Source organism: Allobosea sp. 05T439, from assembly GCF_056396005.1.
This window is the reverse complement of sequence record NZ_JBFTKP010000028.1, coordinates 1-16,217: the sequence shown is the minus strand read 5'-3', so window position 1 is coordinate 16,217 and position 16,217 is coordinate 1. Positions and strand designations below refer to the sequence as shown.

The 16,217-nt window shown below is 64.4% G+C and carries 18 protein-coding genes; 10 read left to right on the top strand and 8 right to left on the bottom strand.

Annotated elements, in window-relative coordinates:
• Window position 1: 1 nt before the first annotated feature.
• The gene (locus AC1DIO_RS25245) at window positions 2–460 is read right to left on the bottom strand and encodes a (2Fe-2S)-binding protein (protein WP_441507491.1); all 459 of its coding nucleotides are present in this window, start codon (window positions 458–460) and stop codon (window positions 2–4) included.
• Window positions 461–655: 195 nt separating this feature from the next.
• Here AC1DIO_RS25245 and AC1DIO_RS25240 point away from each other — a divergent pair, with 195 nt between their 5' ends.
• The 6 genes from AC1DIO_RS25240 (at window position 656) to AC1DIO_RS25215 (ending at window position 6,304) form a co-directional block, all read left to right on the top strand.
• On the top strand, window positions 656–1,279 hold the full coding sequence (locus AC1DIO_RS25240; RefSeq protein WP_441507490.1) for a TetR/AcrR family transcriptional regulator: 624 nt from the start codon (window positions 656–658) through the stop codon (window positions 1,277–1,279).
• Between the two features lie 179 nt (window positions 1,280–1,458).
• A complete protein-coding gene (locus tag AC1DIO_RS25235) occupies window positions 1,459–2,223 on the top strand; it encodes an ABC transporter ATP-binding protein (protein WP_441507489.1) in 765 nt (254 codons plus the stop codon).
• On the top strand, window positions 2,213–2,956 hold the full coding sequence (locus tag AC1DIO_RS25230; RefSeq protein ID WP_441507488.1) for an ABC transporter ATP-binding protein: 744 nt from the start codon (window positions 2,213–2,215) through the stop codon (window positions 2,954–2,956). Before AC1DIO_RS25235 ends, AC1DIO_RS25230 begins: the two co-directional genes overlap by 11 nt.
• Before the next feature lie 41 nt (window positions 2,957–2,997).
• Entirely contained in the window at window positions 2,998–4,203 is a 1,206-nt protein-coding gene (locus AC1DIO_RS25225; protein ID WP_441490371.1) for an ABC transporter substrate-binding protein, read from the top strand.
• A gap of 186 nt (window positions 4,204–4,389) precedes the next feature.
• A complete protein-coding gene (locus AC1DIO_RS25220) occupies window positions 4,390–5,277 on the top strand; it encodes a branched-chain amino acid ABC transporter permease (RefSeq protein ID WP_113518014.1) in 888 nt (295 codons plus the stop codon).
• Window positions 5,278–5,311: 34 nt separating this feature from the next.
• Complete coding sequence (locus tag AC1DIO_RS25215; protein ID WP_441507487.1) at window positions 5,312–6,304, top strand: branched-chain amino acid ABC transporter permease; 993 nt, start codon at window positions 5,312–5,314, stop codon at window positions 6,302–6,304.
• 2 nt (window positions 6,305–6,306) lie between these two features.
• On the opposite strand, the gene AC1DIO_RS25210 is transcribed toward AC1DIO_RS25215, so the two are convergent.
• The 5 genes from AC1DIO_RS25210 to AC1DIO_RS25190 form a co-directional block, all read right to left on the bottom strand.
• Complete coding sequence (locus tag AC1DIO_RS25210) at window positions 6,307–6,687, bottom strand: c-type cytochrome (RefSeq protein WP_441507486.1); 381 nt, start codon at window positions 6,685–6,687, stop codon at window positions 6,307–6,309.
• Window positions 6,684–7,688, bottom strand: coding sequence for a Vgb family protein (locus AC1DIO_RS25205; protein WP_441507485.1), 1,005 nt, complete (start codon window positions 7,686–7,688; stop codon window positions 6,684–6,686). Before AC1DIO_RS25205 ends, AC1DIO_RS25210 begins: the two co-directional genes overlap by 4 nt.
• 97 nt (window positions 7,689–7,785) lie before the next feature.
• Complete coding sequence (locus tag AC1DIO_RS25200; RefSeq protein WP_441507484.1) at window positions 7,786–8,421, bottom strand: 2-hydroxychromene-2-carboxylate isomerase; 636 nt, start codon at window positions 8,419–8,421, stop codon at window positions 7,786–7,788.
• 8 nt (window positions 8,422–8,429) lie between these two features.
• The gene (locus AC1DIO_RS25195) at window positions 8,430–8,960 is read right to left on the bottom strand and encodes an isochorismatase family protein (RefSeq protein ID WP_441507483.1); all 531 of its coding nucleotides are present in this window, start codon (window positions 8,958–8,960) and stop codon (window positions 8,430–8,432) included.
• The gene (locus tag AC1DIO_RS25190; protein WP_441507482.1) at window positions 8,957–9,595 is read right to left on the bottom strand and encodes a TetR/AcrR family transcriptional regulator; all 639 of its coding nucleotides are present in this window, start codon (window positions 9,593–9,595) and stop codon (window positions 8,957–8,959) included. The genes AC1DIO_RS25195 and AC1DIO_RS25190 overlap by 4 nt, the downstream gene beginning before the upstream one ends.
• 93 nt (window positions 9,596–9,688) lie before the next feature.
• Between AC1DIO_RS25190 and AC1DIO_RS25185 the strand changes: the two genes are divergently transcribed.
• Together AC1DIO_RS25185 and AC1DIO_RS25180 are read left to right on the top strand one after the other, a co-directional pair.
• Complete coding sequence (locus tag AC1DIO_RS25185; protein WP_441507481.1) at window positions 9,689–11,227, top strand: 4-hydroxyphenylacetate 3-hydroxylase family protein; 1,539 nt, start codon at window positions 9,689–9,691, stop codon at window positions 11,225–11,227.
• Between the two features lie 83 nt (window positions 11,228–11,310).
• Window positions 11,311–12,963 carry an acyl-CoA dehydrogenase family protein gene (locus AC1DIO_RS25180; protein WP_441507480.1) on the top strand — a complete coding sequence of 551 codons (1,653 nt, stop codon included), beginning with the start codon at window positions 11,311–11,313 and terminating at the stop codon, window positions 12,961–12,963.
• A gap of 149 nt (window positions 12,964–13,112) precedes the next feature.
• On the opposite strand, the gene AC1DIO_RS25175 is transcribed toward AC1DIO_RS25180, so the two are convergent.
• Window positions 13,113–13,844: a DUF899 domain-containing protein gene (locus AC1DIO_RS25175; protein ID WP_441490380.1), complete on the bottom strand. Its 732-nt coding sequence runs from the start codon at window positions 13,842–13,844 to the stop codon at window positions 13,113–13,115.
• A 62-nt stretch (window positions 13,845–13,906) separates the two neighbouring features.
• Here AC1DIO_RS25175 and AC1DIO_RS25170 point away from each other — a divergent pair, with 62 nt between their 5' ends.
• Together AC1DIO_RS25170 and AC1DIO_RS25165 are read left to right on the top strand one after the other, a co-directional pair.
• Window positions 13,907–14,377: a MarR family winged helix-turn-helix transcriptional regulator gene (locus AC1DIO_RS25170; protein ID WP_441490381.1), complete on the top strand. Its 471-nt coding sequence runs from the start codon at window positions 13,907–13,909 to the stop codon at window positions 14,375–14,377.
• Between the two features lie 65 nt (window positions 14,378–14,442).
• Window positions 14,443–14,850 carry a VOC family protein gene (locus tag AC1DIO_RS25165; protein WP_441490382.1) on the top strand — a complete coding sequence of 136 codons (408 nt, stop codon included), beginning with the start codon at window positions 14,443–14,445 and terminating at the stop codon, window positions 14,848–14,850.
• A gap of 556 nt (window positions 14,851–15,406) precedes the next feature.
• On the opposite strand, the gene AC1DIO_RS25160 is transcribed toward AC1DIO_RS25165, so the two are convergent.
• Entirely contained in the window at window positions 15,407–15,880 is a 474-nt protein-coding gene (locus AC1DIO_RS25160; protein WP_441490383.1) for a cysteine hydrolase family protein, read from the bottom strand.
• Between the last annotated feature and the right edge of the window lie 337 nt (window positions 15,881–16,217).

The window sequence follows — 16,217 nt, the reverse complement described above, 5'->3', positions numbered from 1 at the left end:
CTCAGCCCTCCAGCGTGCGGGCAGCATCATGGATCGCGGCGCGGATGCGGACATAGGTTGCGCAACGGCAAAGATTGCCGTTCATCGCGAGATCGATGTCGCGATCGCTCGGCTTCTTGTTTTCCGTGAGCAGCGCAACCGCGCTCATCACCTGGCCCGACTGGCAGTAGCCGCATTGCGGTACGTCGCGTGCCGTCCAGGCGGCCTGAACGGCATCGGCTTCCTTGCCCGAAATCGCCTCGATCGTGGTGATCTCGGCATCGCCCACCGCCGAGACCGGCGTGACGCAGGAGCGCAGCGGCTTGCCGTCCATGAAGACCGTGCAGGCGCCGCATTGCGCGACACCACAGCCGAACTTGGTGCCGGTCAGGCCGAGATTGTCGCGGATCGCCCAAAGCAGGGGCGTATCGTCGTCGACATCGACGCTGTGCGTCCTGCCGTTGACTTTGAGTGAGACCATGGCTGCCTCCGGATCGCTGGACATGACACAGCGCGGCACCATGGTGCGGATCKAGAGGCTCGCTCTCGACGGCCCGATCTGACATATCAGAAGCGGGCGGGTGATCCGTCGTCTTGGGTCGCGCGACTAGACGAATTAGACCGTTTGAGTCTAATTGGAATAGTCGCGCTCAGTTTGGATCTTGTCAAGACTGCAATGTCCGACAGAAGCGAGAGTTCCGGCGTGGCCGCCGATGATGCCACCGGTCGCATCGATCAGATCGCCGATGCGGCCCTGCGCCTGTTTGCCCGCTACGGCTACAAACGCACCTCGATGGACGACATCGCCAAGGAAGCCGGGCTGGCCAAGGCGACGCTCTACCTCCATTTCAAGGGCAAGGATGATGTGTTCCGGGCCATGCTCGCGCTGCTCGGCAGGCGTGTCGAAGCACGTTGCCGTGAAGTCCTGATCAGCCAGGCCCCCTTCCCGGAACGCCTCACGGCACTGTTGAGAGCTCATTTCGCCACGGCCTTCGAGAGCCTCGGCACGGGTGAACACCTGGTCGAGTTGAAGGCCGTCATCGCCAGCATTGCCGGGCAGGAGCTGCTTGTCTTCGAAGACATCTTCGCCAGGCATGCGCGCAACCTCATCGAGGAGGCGCAAGCGAAGGGCGAGATCTCGCTGAAACGCACGGGCCTTAGCCCCACGATGCTGATCAACACGCTGATGCAGGCGGCCGCCGGTGCCAAGCTCGGCCCCCTGCCCTCCTGCGCGGACTACCAGCAGCGGCTCGACGCGATCGCATCGGTCACGGCTGCTGCCGTCCTGCCGACCGGCTAGTATGACAGGGCCGGCATCGGCTCTAAGCCTTTCGTCTAAACCGCCATTCCTGGGCAGATGCACATGGATTCATGCGCACGGGCGTGGCGTTGACAGGCGCGCTGCGCGCGGTGCAGCATGACTGCAAGGGGAAACGAACAATCCAAGAATCATTGAGGTGGCGACCATGTGTGCGTGGTATGTCTGAGGATATTATTCTCTCCACCTCGGGGCTAACCAAAGAATTCGCGGGATTCACCGCGGTCAATGGCGTCGACCTCAAGGTCAGGCGCGGCAGCATTCATGCGCTCATCGGCCCAAATGGTGCCGGCAAAACGACATGTTTCAATCTGCTGACCAAGTTTCTTGCGCCAACCAAGGGTTCGATCGTCTATAACGGCCAGGACATCACGCGCCAGAAGCCGGCCGAGATCGCCCGGCTCGGGCTGGTCCGGTCCTTTCAGATTTCGGCGGTTTTCCCGCAACTGAGCGTGATGAAGAACGTCCGGATCGCGCTGCAGCGCAAGCGTGGCGACTCCTTCGATTTCTGGCGGTCCGAGGATGTGCTGAAATCGCTCGATGCCGAGGCGCTGCGCCTCGTCGAGGCCGTCGGCCTCTCGACCTTTGCGGACCTGCCGGCGGGAGAACTCTCCTACGGTCGCAAGCGCGCGCTTGAAATCGCGACCACGCTGGCGCTCGATCCGGAGATGCTGCTGCTCGACGAACCGATGGCCGGAATGGGCCGTGAGGATGTCGAACGCATCGCGGCGCTGATCCGGAAAATCTCGGCCAACCGCACCATCCTGATGGTCGAGCACAACCTCTCGGTCGTCGCCTCACTCTCCGACCGCATCACCGTGCTGGCGCGTGGGCAGGTGCTTGCCGAAGGCGACTACGCCACGGTCTCGAAGGATCCGCGCGTGGTCGAAGCCTATATCGGATCGGGAGTCGGCCATGCTCACTGAGGCGACCGGGGCCGCAGCGCCTGCGAGCGCTGTCAAACCGCTGCTCGCGGTCCGCGGGCTCGAGGCCTGGTATGGCGAGTCGCATGTGCTGCATGGCATCGATTTCGACGTCGCGCCGGGCGAAGTGGTGACCTTGCTCGGCCGTAACGGCGCCGGCAAGACCACGACGTTGAAGTCGATCATCGGCATCATGGGCAAGCGCAAGGGCTCGATTTCGTTCGACGGTACCGAGACGATCAACCTGCCCTCGCGCACCATCGCCCGGCTCGGCATCGGCTTCGTTCCGGAAGAACGCGGCATCTATTCGAGCCTGAATGTCGAGGAGAACCTTCTGCTGCCGCCGCAGGTGAAGCCGGGCGGATTCAGCCTCGACCAGATCTTCGAGCTCTTTCCCAATCTGAAGGAGCGGCTGAAGAGCCAGGGCACCAAGCTGTCGGGCGGAGAGCAGCAGATGCTGGCGATCGGGCGCATCCTGCGCACGGGCGCGAATCTCCTGCTGCTCGACGAGCCGACCGAGGGGCTGGCCCCCGTGATTATCGACCAGATCGGCCGCACCATCGCGAAACTGAAACACGATGGCTTCACCATCATCCTGGTCGAGCAGAATTTCCGCTTCGCCGCAACGGTGGCCGACAGGCACTATGTCGTCGAGCAGGGCAAGGTGGTCGACATGATTCCGAACGAGGCGCTTGAGCGAAACATCGACAAGCTCCACGGTTATCTCGGGGTTTGAACAATCGCGTCGAGAACGACGTCATTTCAGGGAGGGACGGCATGAAACTCAAGACATTGCTGCTGGGCAGCGTATTTGGCGCGCTGCTGGTGAGCCCGGCGCTGGCGCAGCAGATTTCCGTCAAGGCCGGTGTGCTCAACGACCGTTCCGGCCTCTATGCAGACCTCTCCGGCGAAGGCTCGGTGGTTGCGGCCCGCATGGCCGTCGAGGATTTCAAGGCCGCCGAGAAGGGCATCAAGGTCGAGATCATCTCCGCCGACCACCAGAACAAGCCCGATGTCGGCTCGACCATCGCCCGGCAATGGTACGATCAGGACGGCGTCGACATCATCCTTGACGTGCCAACCTCATCGGTGGCGCTGGCCGTCAACCAGATCACCAAGGAAAAGAACAAGATCCATATCAACTCGGGCGCAGCGACCTCAGACCTCACCGGCAAGGCCTGTTCTCCGAACACGATCCACTGGACCTATGACACCTATGCCCTCGCCCAGGGCACGGGCGGCGCCATGGTGAAGGCCGGCGGCGACAGCTGGTTCTTCCTGACCGCCGACTATGCCTTCGGTCACGCTCTGGAGCGCGACACTGCCGCGATCGTCACCAAGAACGGCGGCAAGGTGCTGGGGGCCGTACGCACGCCCTTCCCGGGCACCGATTTCTCGTCGTTCCTGCTCCAGGCTCAGGCTTCCAAAGCCAAGGTCATCGGCCTCGCCAATGCCGGCGGCGACACGATCAACTCGATCAAGCAGGCGGGCGAGTTCGGCATCGTTGCAGGCGGGCAGAAGCTCGCGGGGCTGCTCGTCTTCCTCACCGACGTGCACGCGCTCGGCCTGCAGACGGCGCAAGGCCTGGTCCTGACGGAAGCCTTCTACTGGGACACGAACGACCAGACCCGTGCCTGGTCGGAGCGCTTTGCGAAGGCCCATGGCGGCAAGAAGCCAACCATGGTCCAGGCCGGCGTCTATTCCGGCATGCTCCACTATCTCAAGGCCGTGGAGGCTGCGAAGAGCAAGGATACCGCGGCCGTGATGGCCAAGATGAAGGAATTGCCGACCGACGATCCGCTCTTCGGCAAGGGGTCGGTCCGCGTCGACGGCCGCAAGATGCACGACATGTACCTTTTCGAGGTCAAGAAGCCGTCCGAGTCCAAGGCACCATGGGATTACTACAAGCAGATCGCGGTTCTGCCGGCAGAACAGGCCTTCAAGCCGCTCAGCGAGAGCGAGTGCCCGCTCGTCAAGAAGTGAACGAGGCTTCGTCCGCGCTTGCTTGGTTCCTGCGTCATCCCGGGCGATCCTAGGGAGACCCGGGATCCACATGCTCCGGCACATCTCCCGGGTCGGGTCTTCGGCCGGCCCGGGATGATGGCAGCAGGAGATGGCGTATCCGTACGTCGGTCCTTGGCAGCATTTTCAGGATGAGTTGAGCAAGGCATGTTCGAGCTTCTCGGAATCCCACCACAAGCGCTGTTCGGCCAGGTCCTGCTTGGCCTGATCAACGGCTCGTTCTATGCCATCCTCAGCCTCGGGCTGGCGGTGATCTTCGGGCTGCTCAACATCATCAACTTCACCCATGGCGCGCAGTATATGATGGGCGCCTTCGTGGCCTGGATGTGCCTGAACTATCTCGGCATCAACTACTGGGCCGCATTGCTGCTGGCACCGCTGATCGTCGGGATCGTGGGCGTCCTGATCGAGCGGTTCCTGATCTCGCGGCTGGCCCATCTCGACCATCTCTACGGGCTGCTGCTGACCTTCGGCCTCGCACTGATCATCCAGGGCCTGTTCCGCAACAATTACGGCTCGTCGGGCCTGCCCTATCAGATCCCGCCGCAGCTGGCGGGCGGGCATAATCTCGGCTTCATGTTCCTGCCGAACTACCGCGCCTGGGTCGTCATCGCGTCGCTCGTCATCTGCCTGGCGACCTGGTTCGTGATCGAGAAGACGAGGCTCGGCGCCTATCTTCGCGCCGCCACCGAGAACCCGACGCTGACACAGGCCTTCGGTATCAATGTGCCGCTGCTGGTGACCCTGACCTACGGCTTCGGCGTCGCTCTGGCGGCGTTCGCCGGCGTGCTCGCGGCGCCGATCTACTCGGTCAATCCAAACATGGGGGCCGACCTGATCATCGTCGTCTTCGCCGTCGTCGTGATCGGCGGCATGGGCTCGATCATGGGCGCGATCGTCACCGGGTTCGGCCTCGGCCTGATCGAAGGCGTGACCAAGGTTTTCTATCCCGAAGCGTCCGCGACCGTGATCTTCATCATCATGGTCCTGGTGTTGCTGGTGAAACCAGCCGGGTTGTTCGGGCGGCCCGCGTGATGGCACCGTCCCGCATGATTGGAAGGAGCTGACCATGGCCGACGCGCTTTCCGCCGACGTTCCCGCGGGCGGCCTCGCAGTCGCCGAGACCACGAAGGGAACCGAGCGCCTGCATCGGGCGATCTTCATCGGGCTCGCGGTCCTGGTCGCCGTCGCGCCTTTCCTCGCCTATCCCGTCTTCGTGATGAAGGTGATGTGCTTTGCGTTGTTCGCGCTCGCCTTCAACCTTCTGCTTGGCTATGGCGGTCTGCTCTCCTTCGGCCATGCGGCCTATTTCGGCATGGCAAGCTATGTCAGCGCCTATACGGCCAAGAACTGGGGCTTGACGCCCGAGCTCGCGATCCTGTCCGGGACGCTGATCGCCGGTATGCTTGGCGCCGTCTTCGGCTCGCTCGCGATCCGCCGGCAAGGCATCTACTTCGCCATGATCACGCTGGCACTGGCGCAGATGGTGTTCTTCTTCTCGCTGCAGACACCGCGCTTCACGGGCGGCGAGGACGGCATCCAGTCAGTGCCGCGCGGCAAGCTCTTCGGCCTGATCAGCCTCGCCGACGACCGGGCGCTGTATTACGTGGTCGCAGTCATCTTCATGGCCGGGCTGCTGCTGATCTACCGCATCATCCATTCGCCCTTCGGCCAGGTCTGCAAGGCGATCCGGGACAACGAGCCGCGCGCGATCTCGCTCGGCTACCGCGCCAATCGCTACAAGCTCGCGGTCTTCGTCCTTTCGGCTGCGCTGGCGGGGCTGGCGGGCGCGACCAAGGCCATCGTCTTCCAGCTCGCCTCACTCACCGACGTGCACTGGTCAATGTCCGGCGAGGTCGTGCTGATGACGCTGGTCGGCGGTCTCGGAACCGTGTTCGGGCCGATCGTCGGTGCGCTCGTCATCGTCTCGATGCAGAATTATCTCGCCAGCCTTGGCGCCTGGGTCACGGTCGTGCAGGGCGTGATCTTCGTGATCTGCGTGATGCTGTTCCGCGAGGGCATCGTCGGCGTGATCTCGAGGGCCATCAAGCGACCGCTCTGACGTCAGCGCGGCCGCATCAGGAAATCAGCGACGGCTGCCCGGTCGGCCTCGCGGGCGAGCCCGGGCGCGCTCATCCAGCTGCCTTTGAACATGGCCTCGGGATCGGCGAGATAGGCTTTCAGCCGCTCCGCGTCCCAACTGAGGCCCTGCGCGCCGGCCGCTTTCAGCGCCGGCGAGTAATCGAAACCTGTGGCCGTGCCGATGCGGCGGCCGGACAGGCCGGCGAGATGCGGACCCGCCATGCCCGGCTTGGCCGGGTCGAGGCTGTGGCAGGCCTGGCAGGTCGCGAACAGACGCTCGCCCGCCCCGCTCTCCTGGGCTGCGCCAGGCTGCGCGGCAAACAGAACCGCCGTGATCGCAGATGCGACAGGCGCGCTCCTCACGCCTGCTTCACCGTCTGGATCCGAACAAGTCGGTCATTGCCGCTCTCGCCGCCCCAGGCCTCGCCGGAACGCCCGTCCATCTGGCGGACATTGGCGCCGGGCTTGTCGCTCGGGAGACTGCTGAAGGCTTCGGTGACGGGATCGAAATGGACGATGGCATTGGCCGAAAAGTCCGTCAGCCAGACTTTGTCCGCATCATCGACATAGACCGAATAGGTGCGCGGTTTGTCACCCGGCAATTTCCAGGTCTTCCAGCTGTTGCTGAGCGTGTCATAGGCCGAGACATTGCCGGAATTCCATTCGCTGACCCAGATGCGATTCTTCGAATCCGACCAGACCCGCCGCGCGCCCTGACCAGGCGTCGGTGGTTCGACCACCGTGATCTCGAAGGTGCCGGGATTGATCTGGGCAATATGGTTGCCCGCCAGCGAGGCGTACCAGATCTCGCCGGAGGGCGTTCTGGTGATGCCATAGGCGCCCGGCCCGCGTGGCGCATCCTTGATCTCCATCCTGGCGGTCTTCGGATCGAAGCGACCGACGATCCCATTCTGGCCCGTGAACCAGAGAATGCCTTCCTTATCGAAGACCCCGGTATTGAGATTGGCGCTCTCGCGCCCCGCTGGCAGCTTGAAGAGATCGACCTTGTGGGTCTTGTCGTCGACGCGGGCAATGGCGTTCTGGCCACCTTCCGTCACCCAGGCGGCTCCGTCCGGGCCCCTGATCACGCCATGGGGTGCGGCCCCCTGGCCGAGTTCGACCACCTTGAGCTGGCTCGAACGCGGATCGAAGCGGCCGAGCGTGCCGTTGCGCTGACCGCAGACCCAGATCGTGCCGTCGCCGGCATCGGTGACATCGCGCGAGCCCTTGATCGCGGGGATATCGAAATAGGTGATGTTGAATCTGGACCCCGGCGCCGTCGGTCCGGCCGCCGCCGCCCGGCCGACCAGGGCCGGCGCCGCAAGCCCGACGAGGCCAAGCTGAAGAAAGGACCGGCGCAGCATGAAGCGTCTCCTCCTGTACCGGCCGGGCGCAACGCCTCGGCCGGTTTCCAGCTTGGGACGACAAGATGGTGAAACTGCGCCGACTCTCCCCTGCCGCTCAGAGCTGCCGTCGAACTCCGACGGGCAGGCTCGAAACCCGCGCCATTTCGCCGCTCAGGAAACGTTCCGGCGCCACCAGATAGTCACGCGCCATCGTCATGGCGTCGACGCCCCAGAAGACTTCGCCGTCGATCAGCAGGCTCGGCACGCCGAAGACCCCCGCCGCGACGGCCTCTTCCGTGGCCAGGCGCAGCGCATCCTTGACCGGCTGTTCGCCGATACGGCCGAGCGCAGCAGGATCTCCGGCCGCGGCCGCCACCTCGGCCAGCACGGCTGGATCGTTACCGTCGCGCCCCTGCCCCCAGATCAGCCGAAAGGCTTCGCGGACCGCGCCCTTCTGCCCATCGAGCGCGGTCAACAGGCGCAGCATGGCGAGCGGGTTGAACGGGTGGCTCGGCGGGAAGCGGAAGGGCACGCCCAGCGATTGGGCCAGGTGCGTCGCGAGACGATAGGTGTGGACACGCTTCGGCGCGATCTCGGCCGGGCCGAGCTGGCCCCAATGCTTGAGCACGGCACCAAAGACGATCGGCTTCATCACGACAGGCCGCAGCTCTTCAATCGCGTCGAGCTTCGTCAATGCCAGATAGGCAAAGGGTGAGATGAGGTCGAAATACCAGATGGCAGGCTTGGTCATTCGCATCCTCATTTGATCAGCTTGGACACGGCGCGGAATTGCGGGTGTTCCGCCGTCCGCAGCCATTCGAACAGGACCATCTCGGTCGTGACCATCTCGGCGCCATGAGCGGACATGCGCCGGATCGCAGCCTCCTTGTTCTCCGCAGCGCGTGAGCCGATCGCGTCCTGCACCACGAGGACGCGGCGCCATTGCGTCAGCAGCCCAAGAACCGTCTGGCCGACACAAACATGCGCCTCGCAACCGCAGACAATCAGCTCTTCGTCCTCTTCCAGCGCGCCGAGAAAGGCCGGTTCGGCACAGGCATCGAAGCTCATCTTGGTCACCACCGGACCGGCGCCCGACAGTTCCGGCACCGTGCTGCCGAGCCCGGCCGGGTTCTGCTCGGTCATCACCACGGGAACATCGAGCAGGGCCGCCGCCTCGACGAGCCGTCGTGCATTCGCGACCATGCGCGGCCCGTCATGGATCACGGGCATCAGGCGCGCCTGAAAATCGATGATGACGAGGCGGGCGCGCTCGACCTTCAGCAGTGTCATGGACGCTCTCCCTTCATCAGCAATTGTCCGATCTGGACATCGACATAGCGTTCCATCAGGGCGCGCGCCTGCGCCCCGAACATCCTCAGCCGCTGCGTATGGGCGAGCAACAGCACGCCCGAAGCATGGGCGAAGGCATCGGCCATGGCCAGCCGTGCCGTCTCCTGATCGCGGCCCATCTGTTCGACCGCGTGCCTGATTGGCGAGAGCCCCGCCTCCAGGGCCTCGTTCAGGGCCTTGTCCCGCTCGCGGCCGAGCCCATGGGGGCGCATGCCGCCACGGAACAGGTAGAAGCCGAGATCGAGATCCCTGGGATGAGCCGCATAGAAATCGAAGAAGGCGAGCGCTGCCAGGCGGAAGCGGGCTTCCGGCGTAGCAGCCCCTTCGACCGCCTTGTCGACATGGTCGCGCAGTGCCGACAGCGACTGGCCAAGGACCTCGGCATAGAGCGCCTCCTTGGAATCGAAATGGAAGTAGAGCGCCGCCGGCGTGTAGCCGGCCTCAGCCGCGATGCCGCGCAGCGAGGCGCCATCCAACCCATCGCGCTCGAAGATCGTGCGTGCGGCGTCGAGGATCAGCCCGCGCCTGAGTTCCGTGACCGCCCGCTTGCGGCGACCTCGCATCGTCTCGGCCACTGCCACCTCAGCATCGCTCCAGATTTGAGTTGACGAAAATTCTAACGGCGTTCAATTTTACGGGCAACACTCAAATATCAAGAGGACACGCCCATGCTGATGGATGCTGCGGGCTACCGCGAGTCGCTGCGCGCCTATCATCCGCGGGTTTTCGTCAACGGCCAGCGTGTCGAGAGCGTGGCTGACGAGCCCTTGCTCGCTCCGGGCATCAACGCGGTCGGGATCACCTACGACCTCGCCCATCAGGAGGCCCATCTCCCGGTGATGACGGCGCGGCAGACAAGCTCCGGCAAGACCGTCAACCGCATGCTGCACATCAACGAAAGCTCCGGCGACCTGCTCGCCAAGCTCGAGGCGGTTCGGCTGGTCTGCAATATCTCGGGCTGCGCCCAGCGCTATCTCAGCCATGATGCGCTGAATGCGCTCTGGCAGGCGACAGCGCTCACCGACGCCCGTCACGGCACCGATTATGCGCAACGCTTCCGCGCCTATCTGCACGAGGTTCAGGACAAGGACCTGACGCTCGGCGTCGCCATGACCGACGCCAAGGGTGACCGTTCGAAGCGACCGGGCGCACAGGCGAACCCGGATTCCTATGTTCACATCAAGGAGCGGCGGAAGGACGGCATCGTCATTCGCGGCACCAAGGCCATCGTCACCGGCGCGCCCTATATGCACGAATTCCTGGTGATGCCCTGCCGAACCCACGTGCCGGGCGACGAGGATTTCGCGGTCTGCTGCGCCGTGCCCTGCGATGCCGCGGGCGTCACCATCGTAGCGCGACCTGCCGGACGCCCCGGAGATCGAGCCGCGAAATTCTCGTCGCAATACGGCCAGTCGACCGGCGTCGTGATGTTCGACGATGTCTTCGTGCCATGGGACCGCGTCTTCCTTGCCGGCGAGACCGAGGAAGGCGGCTTCCTGACCACGAGCTACGCGACGCATCACCGCCATTCCTGCATCGGCGCCAGAGCCGGGTTCGGCGATCTCCTGATCGGCGCCGGCGCACTGATGATCGAGGCCAACGGGCTCGATACCGAGCGCCACGGCCATGTCCGCGAACAGATGGTCGAGTTGATCAAGATCACCGAAGGATTTTTCGCCTGCGGTGTCGCGGCCTCCGTCTACTGCCAGAAAGATCCAGCAGGCTCGGTGATGCCTGACAGCGTCTTCTCCAATATCGGCAAGCTGCTGTTGGCCACGCAGATCTACGACATGCACCGCATCGCCCATTACGTATCGGGCGGGTTGATCGTGGCGCTGCCAGGCCCGGATGAGGACCATAATCCCGAGACCGCTGCCTCGTTGTCTGCCGTGCTCGCGGGCCGCCCCGATATCCCGCACGCGCAGCGCGCCGAGGTCGCGCGCTTCATCGAGGATCTCACCGTCTCGAAGGAGGCCGGCTGGTATTCGGTGATCTCGCTGCATGGCGGCGGCTCGCCGGAAGCGATGAAGCGCGAGATCTGGCGCAACTACCCGGTGGCGGAGAAGGTCGAACTGGTCGAGAGCCTGCTCGGACGGGGCGTCCTCGCCGATGGCGGCAGGGTCTCGAAGCAGCCTGGGCGCTGTTGTGTCGCCGGTTGCGAGGTGCCGGAAATGCCGGGCGGGGCCCCGCGCGAAGCGGCTGAATAGCGCAACCCGTCAGCCTCTGATCCCCTTCATTCCCCGTCCCGGGACGGGATAGCCGGCGCGCCGGACCTGACCAGAGGACCAACATGACCGTGCACGCCCTTGCCTCGACCCATCAGGTGCTGAACCAGGCGCGCCCAGCCACGGGCTGGAACGCCTTCTCCGACGACGCGGTGCTGCAGGGCGTCGTCACGCGCCAGGCTCCCTGGGTTGCAGGCAGAGCGATGGCGCTCGGCGCCCATGCCGGCGATGAGACGGTGCAGGATCTGGCGCGTCTCGCCAACAGGTTTACGCCGGAACTCAGGACGCATGATCGCTTCGGCAACCGCATCGACTGGGTCGAATTTCATCCAGCCTGGCACGAATTGATGGCGCTCGCCTTCCGGCACGAGGTGCCCTCGCTGGCCTGGACGACGACGGAGCCGAACGGCCATGTCGCGCGTGGCGTCCTCTCCTATGTCTGGAACCAGATCGAACATGGGGTCGGCTGCCCGACCGGCATGACCTATGCCGCCTGGCCGGGCCTGGCCCAGCCTGAGTTCTCGCTCTGGCGCGAGAAGATCACCTCTGGCCAGTATGACAAGCGCCCACTCCCGGTCTCACAGAAGACAGGGGCGAGCATCGGCTATGCGATGACCGAGAAGCAGGGCGGATCGGACCTCCGGCAGACCCAGACGACCGCGCGCTATCTGGAGGATACGCCGGAGGGGCGCGTCTATCTGATCACCGGACACAAATGGTTCTTCTCGGTCCCGCAATCGGACGGGTTCTTCACACTCGCGCGCAGCGAGAGCGGCGTCTCCTGCTTCTTCGCCCCCGGCTTCCTGCCGGATGGCAGCCGCAACCGGCTGCAGATCCAGCGGCTGAAGGACAAGGCGGGGAACCGCTCGAACGCCTCGTCGGAGGTCGAATTCCGCGAGTGCCTGGGCTGGCTGGTCGGCGAAGAGGGGCACGGCATCCGCGAGATCCTCGGCCACGCCCATCTGACCCGGCTGGATTTCGCCATCGGCTCGGCGGGGCTGATGCGGCAGGCGCTGACCCTGGCGCTCAACCACACACAATCGCGCAGGGGCTTTGGCTCCTCGCTGGCCGAACAGCCGATGATGACCAATATTCTTGCCGATCTCGCAATCGACTCCGAAGCCTCGACCCTGATGGCCTTCCGCGTCGCCGCCGCAACGGACGCGATGGAGAGCAGCGAGCAGGAGCGGCATGTCGCACGGGTTTCGACACCGCTGGCGAAATTCTGGAACTGCAAGCGCGCGGCCGCCTTCGTCGTCGAGGCGCTGGAATGCCATGGCGGCAACGGCTTCATCGAGGAGAACCCGATGGCACGGCTCTATCGCGAGGCGCCGCTGAACGCGATCTGGGAAGGCACCTCGAACATGATGTGCATGGACGTCCTGCGCTCGTTCAACCGCGATCCACATACGAAGGAGGCCTTCATGGCCGAGCTCGGCTCCGCTCGGGGCGTCAACCGTGCGCTCGACCGCTGGCTCGACAGGCTCGACGACGAGGTGGCCAAACCGCGCAATGACGACGGCCATGGCCGCCGGCTCGCCAACCTGATGGCCTATGCGCTGCAGGCCTCGGAGCTGAAGAAGCACGCGGACGAGGCGGTGTTCGAGACCTTCTGCCGCTCCAGGCTCGATGCCGACTGGGGTTATGTCTTCGGCACGCTCGATCCATCGCCGGAACTGGCCGGCATCGTGAAGCGCGCGAGCGTGGCGCGGGGGTGAGCCATTCTGGCCTCGCCGCCGGACGGGGCGGTGAAGAGAGCCCCGGGGGCCGTGCCCGAACCTGGATGGTTCAAGGCTGGCATGGACCCCGGTCCTGCGCTTCTCATCGGCCGGGTGACGCCCGGGTTCCGGGCGCACCAGGCCTTCAATCACGCGCAGCAGGCTGCGGCCATCGGCACCGTCTCGTACTCGTCGTGGCGCTTGACGAAACTCATGGTCGAGTCCTCATTGCGGCCCTTGGGGGCGCGGTCGAGGATCATCAGTGTGCCGATCAGCTCCTCCGGGCCCCGCGCATAGCTCGAATAGGTATGAAACACCTCGCCGGCTTCGTTGCGGATGAATGAGCTCAGTCCGGGCAGTTCGTCATGCGCATTGCCCACCGGCGTATCGGTGAAATTGTAGCGGACGCTCTCCCCCTTGAGCTGCTCGGGCGTGAACGAGACGTGGTAGTCGAAATTGAAGTCGCTGCCATGGGACGAGACCCAGGGGAAGCGCCAGCCCATGCGACGCTTATAGGCCTCGATCTTCTGCAGCGGCGCGCGCGAAACTGCGACCAATGTCACGTCGTGATTGTTCAGATGCGCCAGCGTGCCGTCGAGATGATCAGCCAGGAAGGAACAACCGGGGCAACCTGCCTCCCATTCCGGCCCGAACATGAAATGATAGATCATCAGCTGGCTGCGCCCGTCGAACAGCTCCGCCAGCCGCCGCCTCCCTGTCAGGGTGTCGAAGACATAGTTCTTCTCGACCCGGACCCAGGGCAAGGCGCTTCGCTCGGCATTCACCGCGTCGCGCAGACGCGTCTCTTCCTTCTCGCGGGCGAGCAGAACCTTGCGCGCGGCAAGCCAGTCCTCGCGTGAAACAACCGGGTGTTGCTGCATGGCCTTCCTCCTTCAGAAACGCCCCTCTTGACAAGATAAGTTGATATCAACATAAAAACTTCATGTCAAAGCCCATCCCCCTTTCCGCCGAGAACCGACTGCCCTTCGAGACCACATTGCATGTGCGGGACCATTGCCTGTGCCTGCATGTGCAGCGGGCAGCCAGGGCACTTGCGCGGCGCTTTGACGAGGCTTTGCGACCGTTTGAGCTGACGAACCAGCAATTCTCGCTGCTGATGTCGCTCAATCGCCCGCAACCACCGAGCCTCGGCCCGGTGGCAAACCTCCTTGCCATGGACCGCACCACCCTGACGGCGGCGCTCAAGCCGCTCGAGCGGCGCGGTCTCGTTTCGGTCGACAGCGATCCGGATGATCGGCGCAGCCGGCTGCTGACATTGCAGCCAGCCGGGCATGCATTGCTCCTCCTCGCCGTCCCGACCTGGGAGCGCATCCACCGCGAGGTCGACGCGCTCTTGCCCGGGACGGATCCTGACCGTTTCCGGCACGATCTCAGGGCACTGTCCCAGCCCTGACTGCTACCGCCTATGGCGGCGGCCGTGTCCCAACCCACACCACCAAAAACAAGCAAGGAACGACCATGCCCCAGATGATCTTCGTCAACCTGCCGGTGAAGGACCTGCAGAAGTCCATGGCCTTCTTCAAGGCGCTCGGTTTCAACTTCAACCCGCAATTCACCGATGACACCGCCGCCTGCATGGTGATCAGTGACACCATCTTCGCAATGCTGCTGACGCACGAGAAATTCGCAGGCTTTGCACCGCAGCCGATTGCCGACGCGACCAAGGTCACCGAGGTCCTGACCTGCCTGTCGCGCGAAAGCCGCGCCGATGTCGACACGATGGTCAATGCTGCGGTCGCCGCCGGCGGCAAGACCTATGCGAAACCGCAGGACCACGGCTTCATGTATGGCCACGGCTTCCAGGATCTCGACGGCCATGTCTGGGAGGTGATGTGGATGGATCCCGCGGCCGTGCAGCAAGGCTGAGCAGGCCGCCTGAAAAAAGGGCAGCGATACTGCCCTTTTCCTCTTGCAGTCGCGAGAGTGCCGCCCTATCTCCTGTGCACCGCAGCAGAGATGCTGTGGCGCCCTCCTTGGGCGTTTCCTCCCTAGACTTCGGGCTGCGCCTTTGGCGTGGCCCTTTTTTCTTGGGTGATGGCCGCCCAGCGCCCCCAGTCGGGACGACGCTGAGCCCAGCGCGACACACGTCATGCCGCCAGGCTCGCCGGCCTCGAGATGCCGACCGCTCCATGCGCGATCGAAGAGGAGGCGCCGCTATCTCCCCATCACGGCGCCTCCTCCCGCGGGCCGAGGCCTCGCCCGGGTATTCCCGGTACGAGTAACGACGCGCGCAGGGAGCATTCACTGCTTCGACCTGCACTCGAGGCCAGGCGATCGGTATCGCGTCAGATCACTCACGCGACGCGTCCTGAAAGCGAAACACCGAGCACACTCCGCATAGGGAGGCGGGCCGATCTGTTCGATGACGCGGGCATTAATGCTTCGTCATGCTACATCGAGCCGGATCGGAGCCAAGGCCGCGCTAACCCGCCAGAAGCTCATCAGGGCTCAGGATCACCGCACCGAAATGGTGGCGCCAGAGCCGGACACCCAATTCGCCGGAACGATCCAAGGAGGAGCCGACGGTCAACCAACTCAGGAGCGCCGGACTGAGCCCGGCATCAAAGAGGGCAAAGCCGGCGGCGAGGACGCAGGTGTCGGCCTGCAGGCCGCAGACCAGCACACGCTCCAGCTGCATGCCTTGGAGATGGTCGATCATCGCGGCCGGCGGCAGATAGCCGTGCTTGACGAAGACGCGATCGGCGGGAACCAGGCTCTCGTCCGACAGGCCGGGTTTCCAGCCCAACTGACGCTCGAAAGGCGTCACTGCCTCGTCATGCCTCTCGACCGTCGCGACTGAGGGCATACCGGCTACGACAGCCGCAATACCCTGGATCAGCCATTCCGGCGGCGAAAAGCTGGCTTGCACGTCCACGATCAGCAGGGCCTGGCGCATGCTGCGTTTAAGCGCGGGCAGCCTTCGGCTGCAACTCCGATGGCTGTCATTCGACCGAGCTCATGCACGCGGCCGGAATGCCCGCGCCTTAGCATCGGCCCGAAAAGTGGATTGGGATTTTTCGGGGAAGCCGATGCAAAGACAAAGGGTTAGATCATCGGACTGGATACGATATCCGGTCCGATGATCTAGAAGCTGACCCTGACCTGGGCCTGGCCGCCGAGGCGGTTGGTGGAGCCGGAGAGTTCGCCGTCGAGCCGGGCGCCGAGCGTGACGGAGGGGCTGAGCCTGAGGTCGAGCCCGGCGGCGAGCAGCGCGCTGTTGCGGGCGGGCCTGG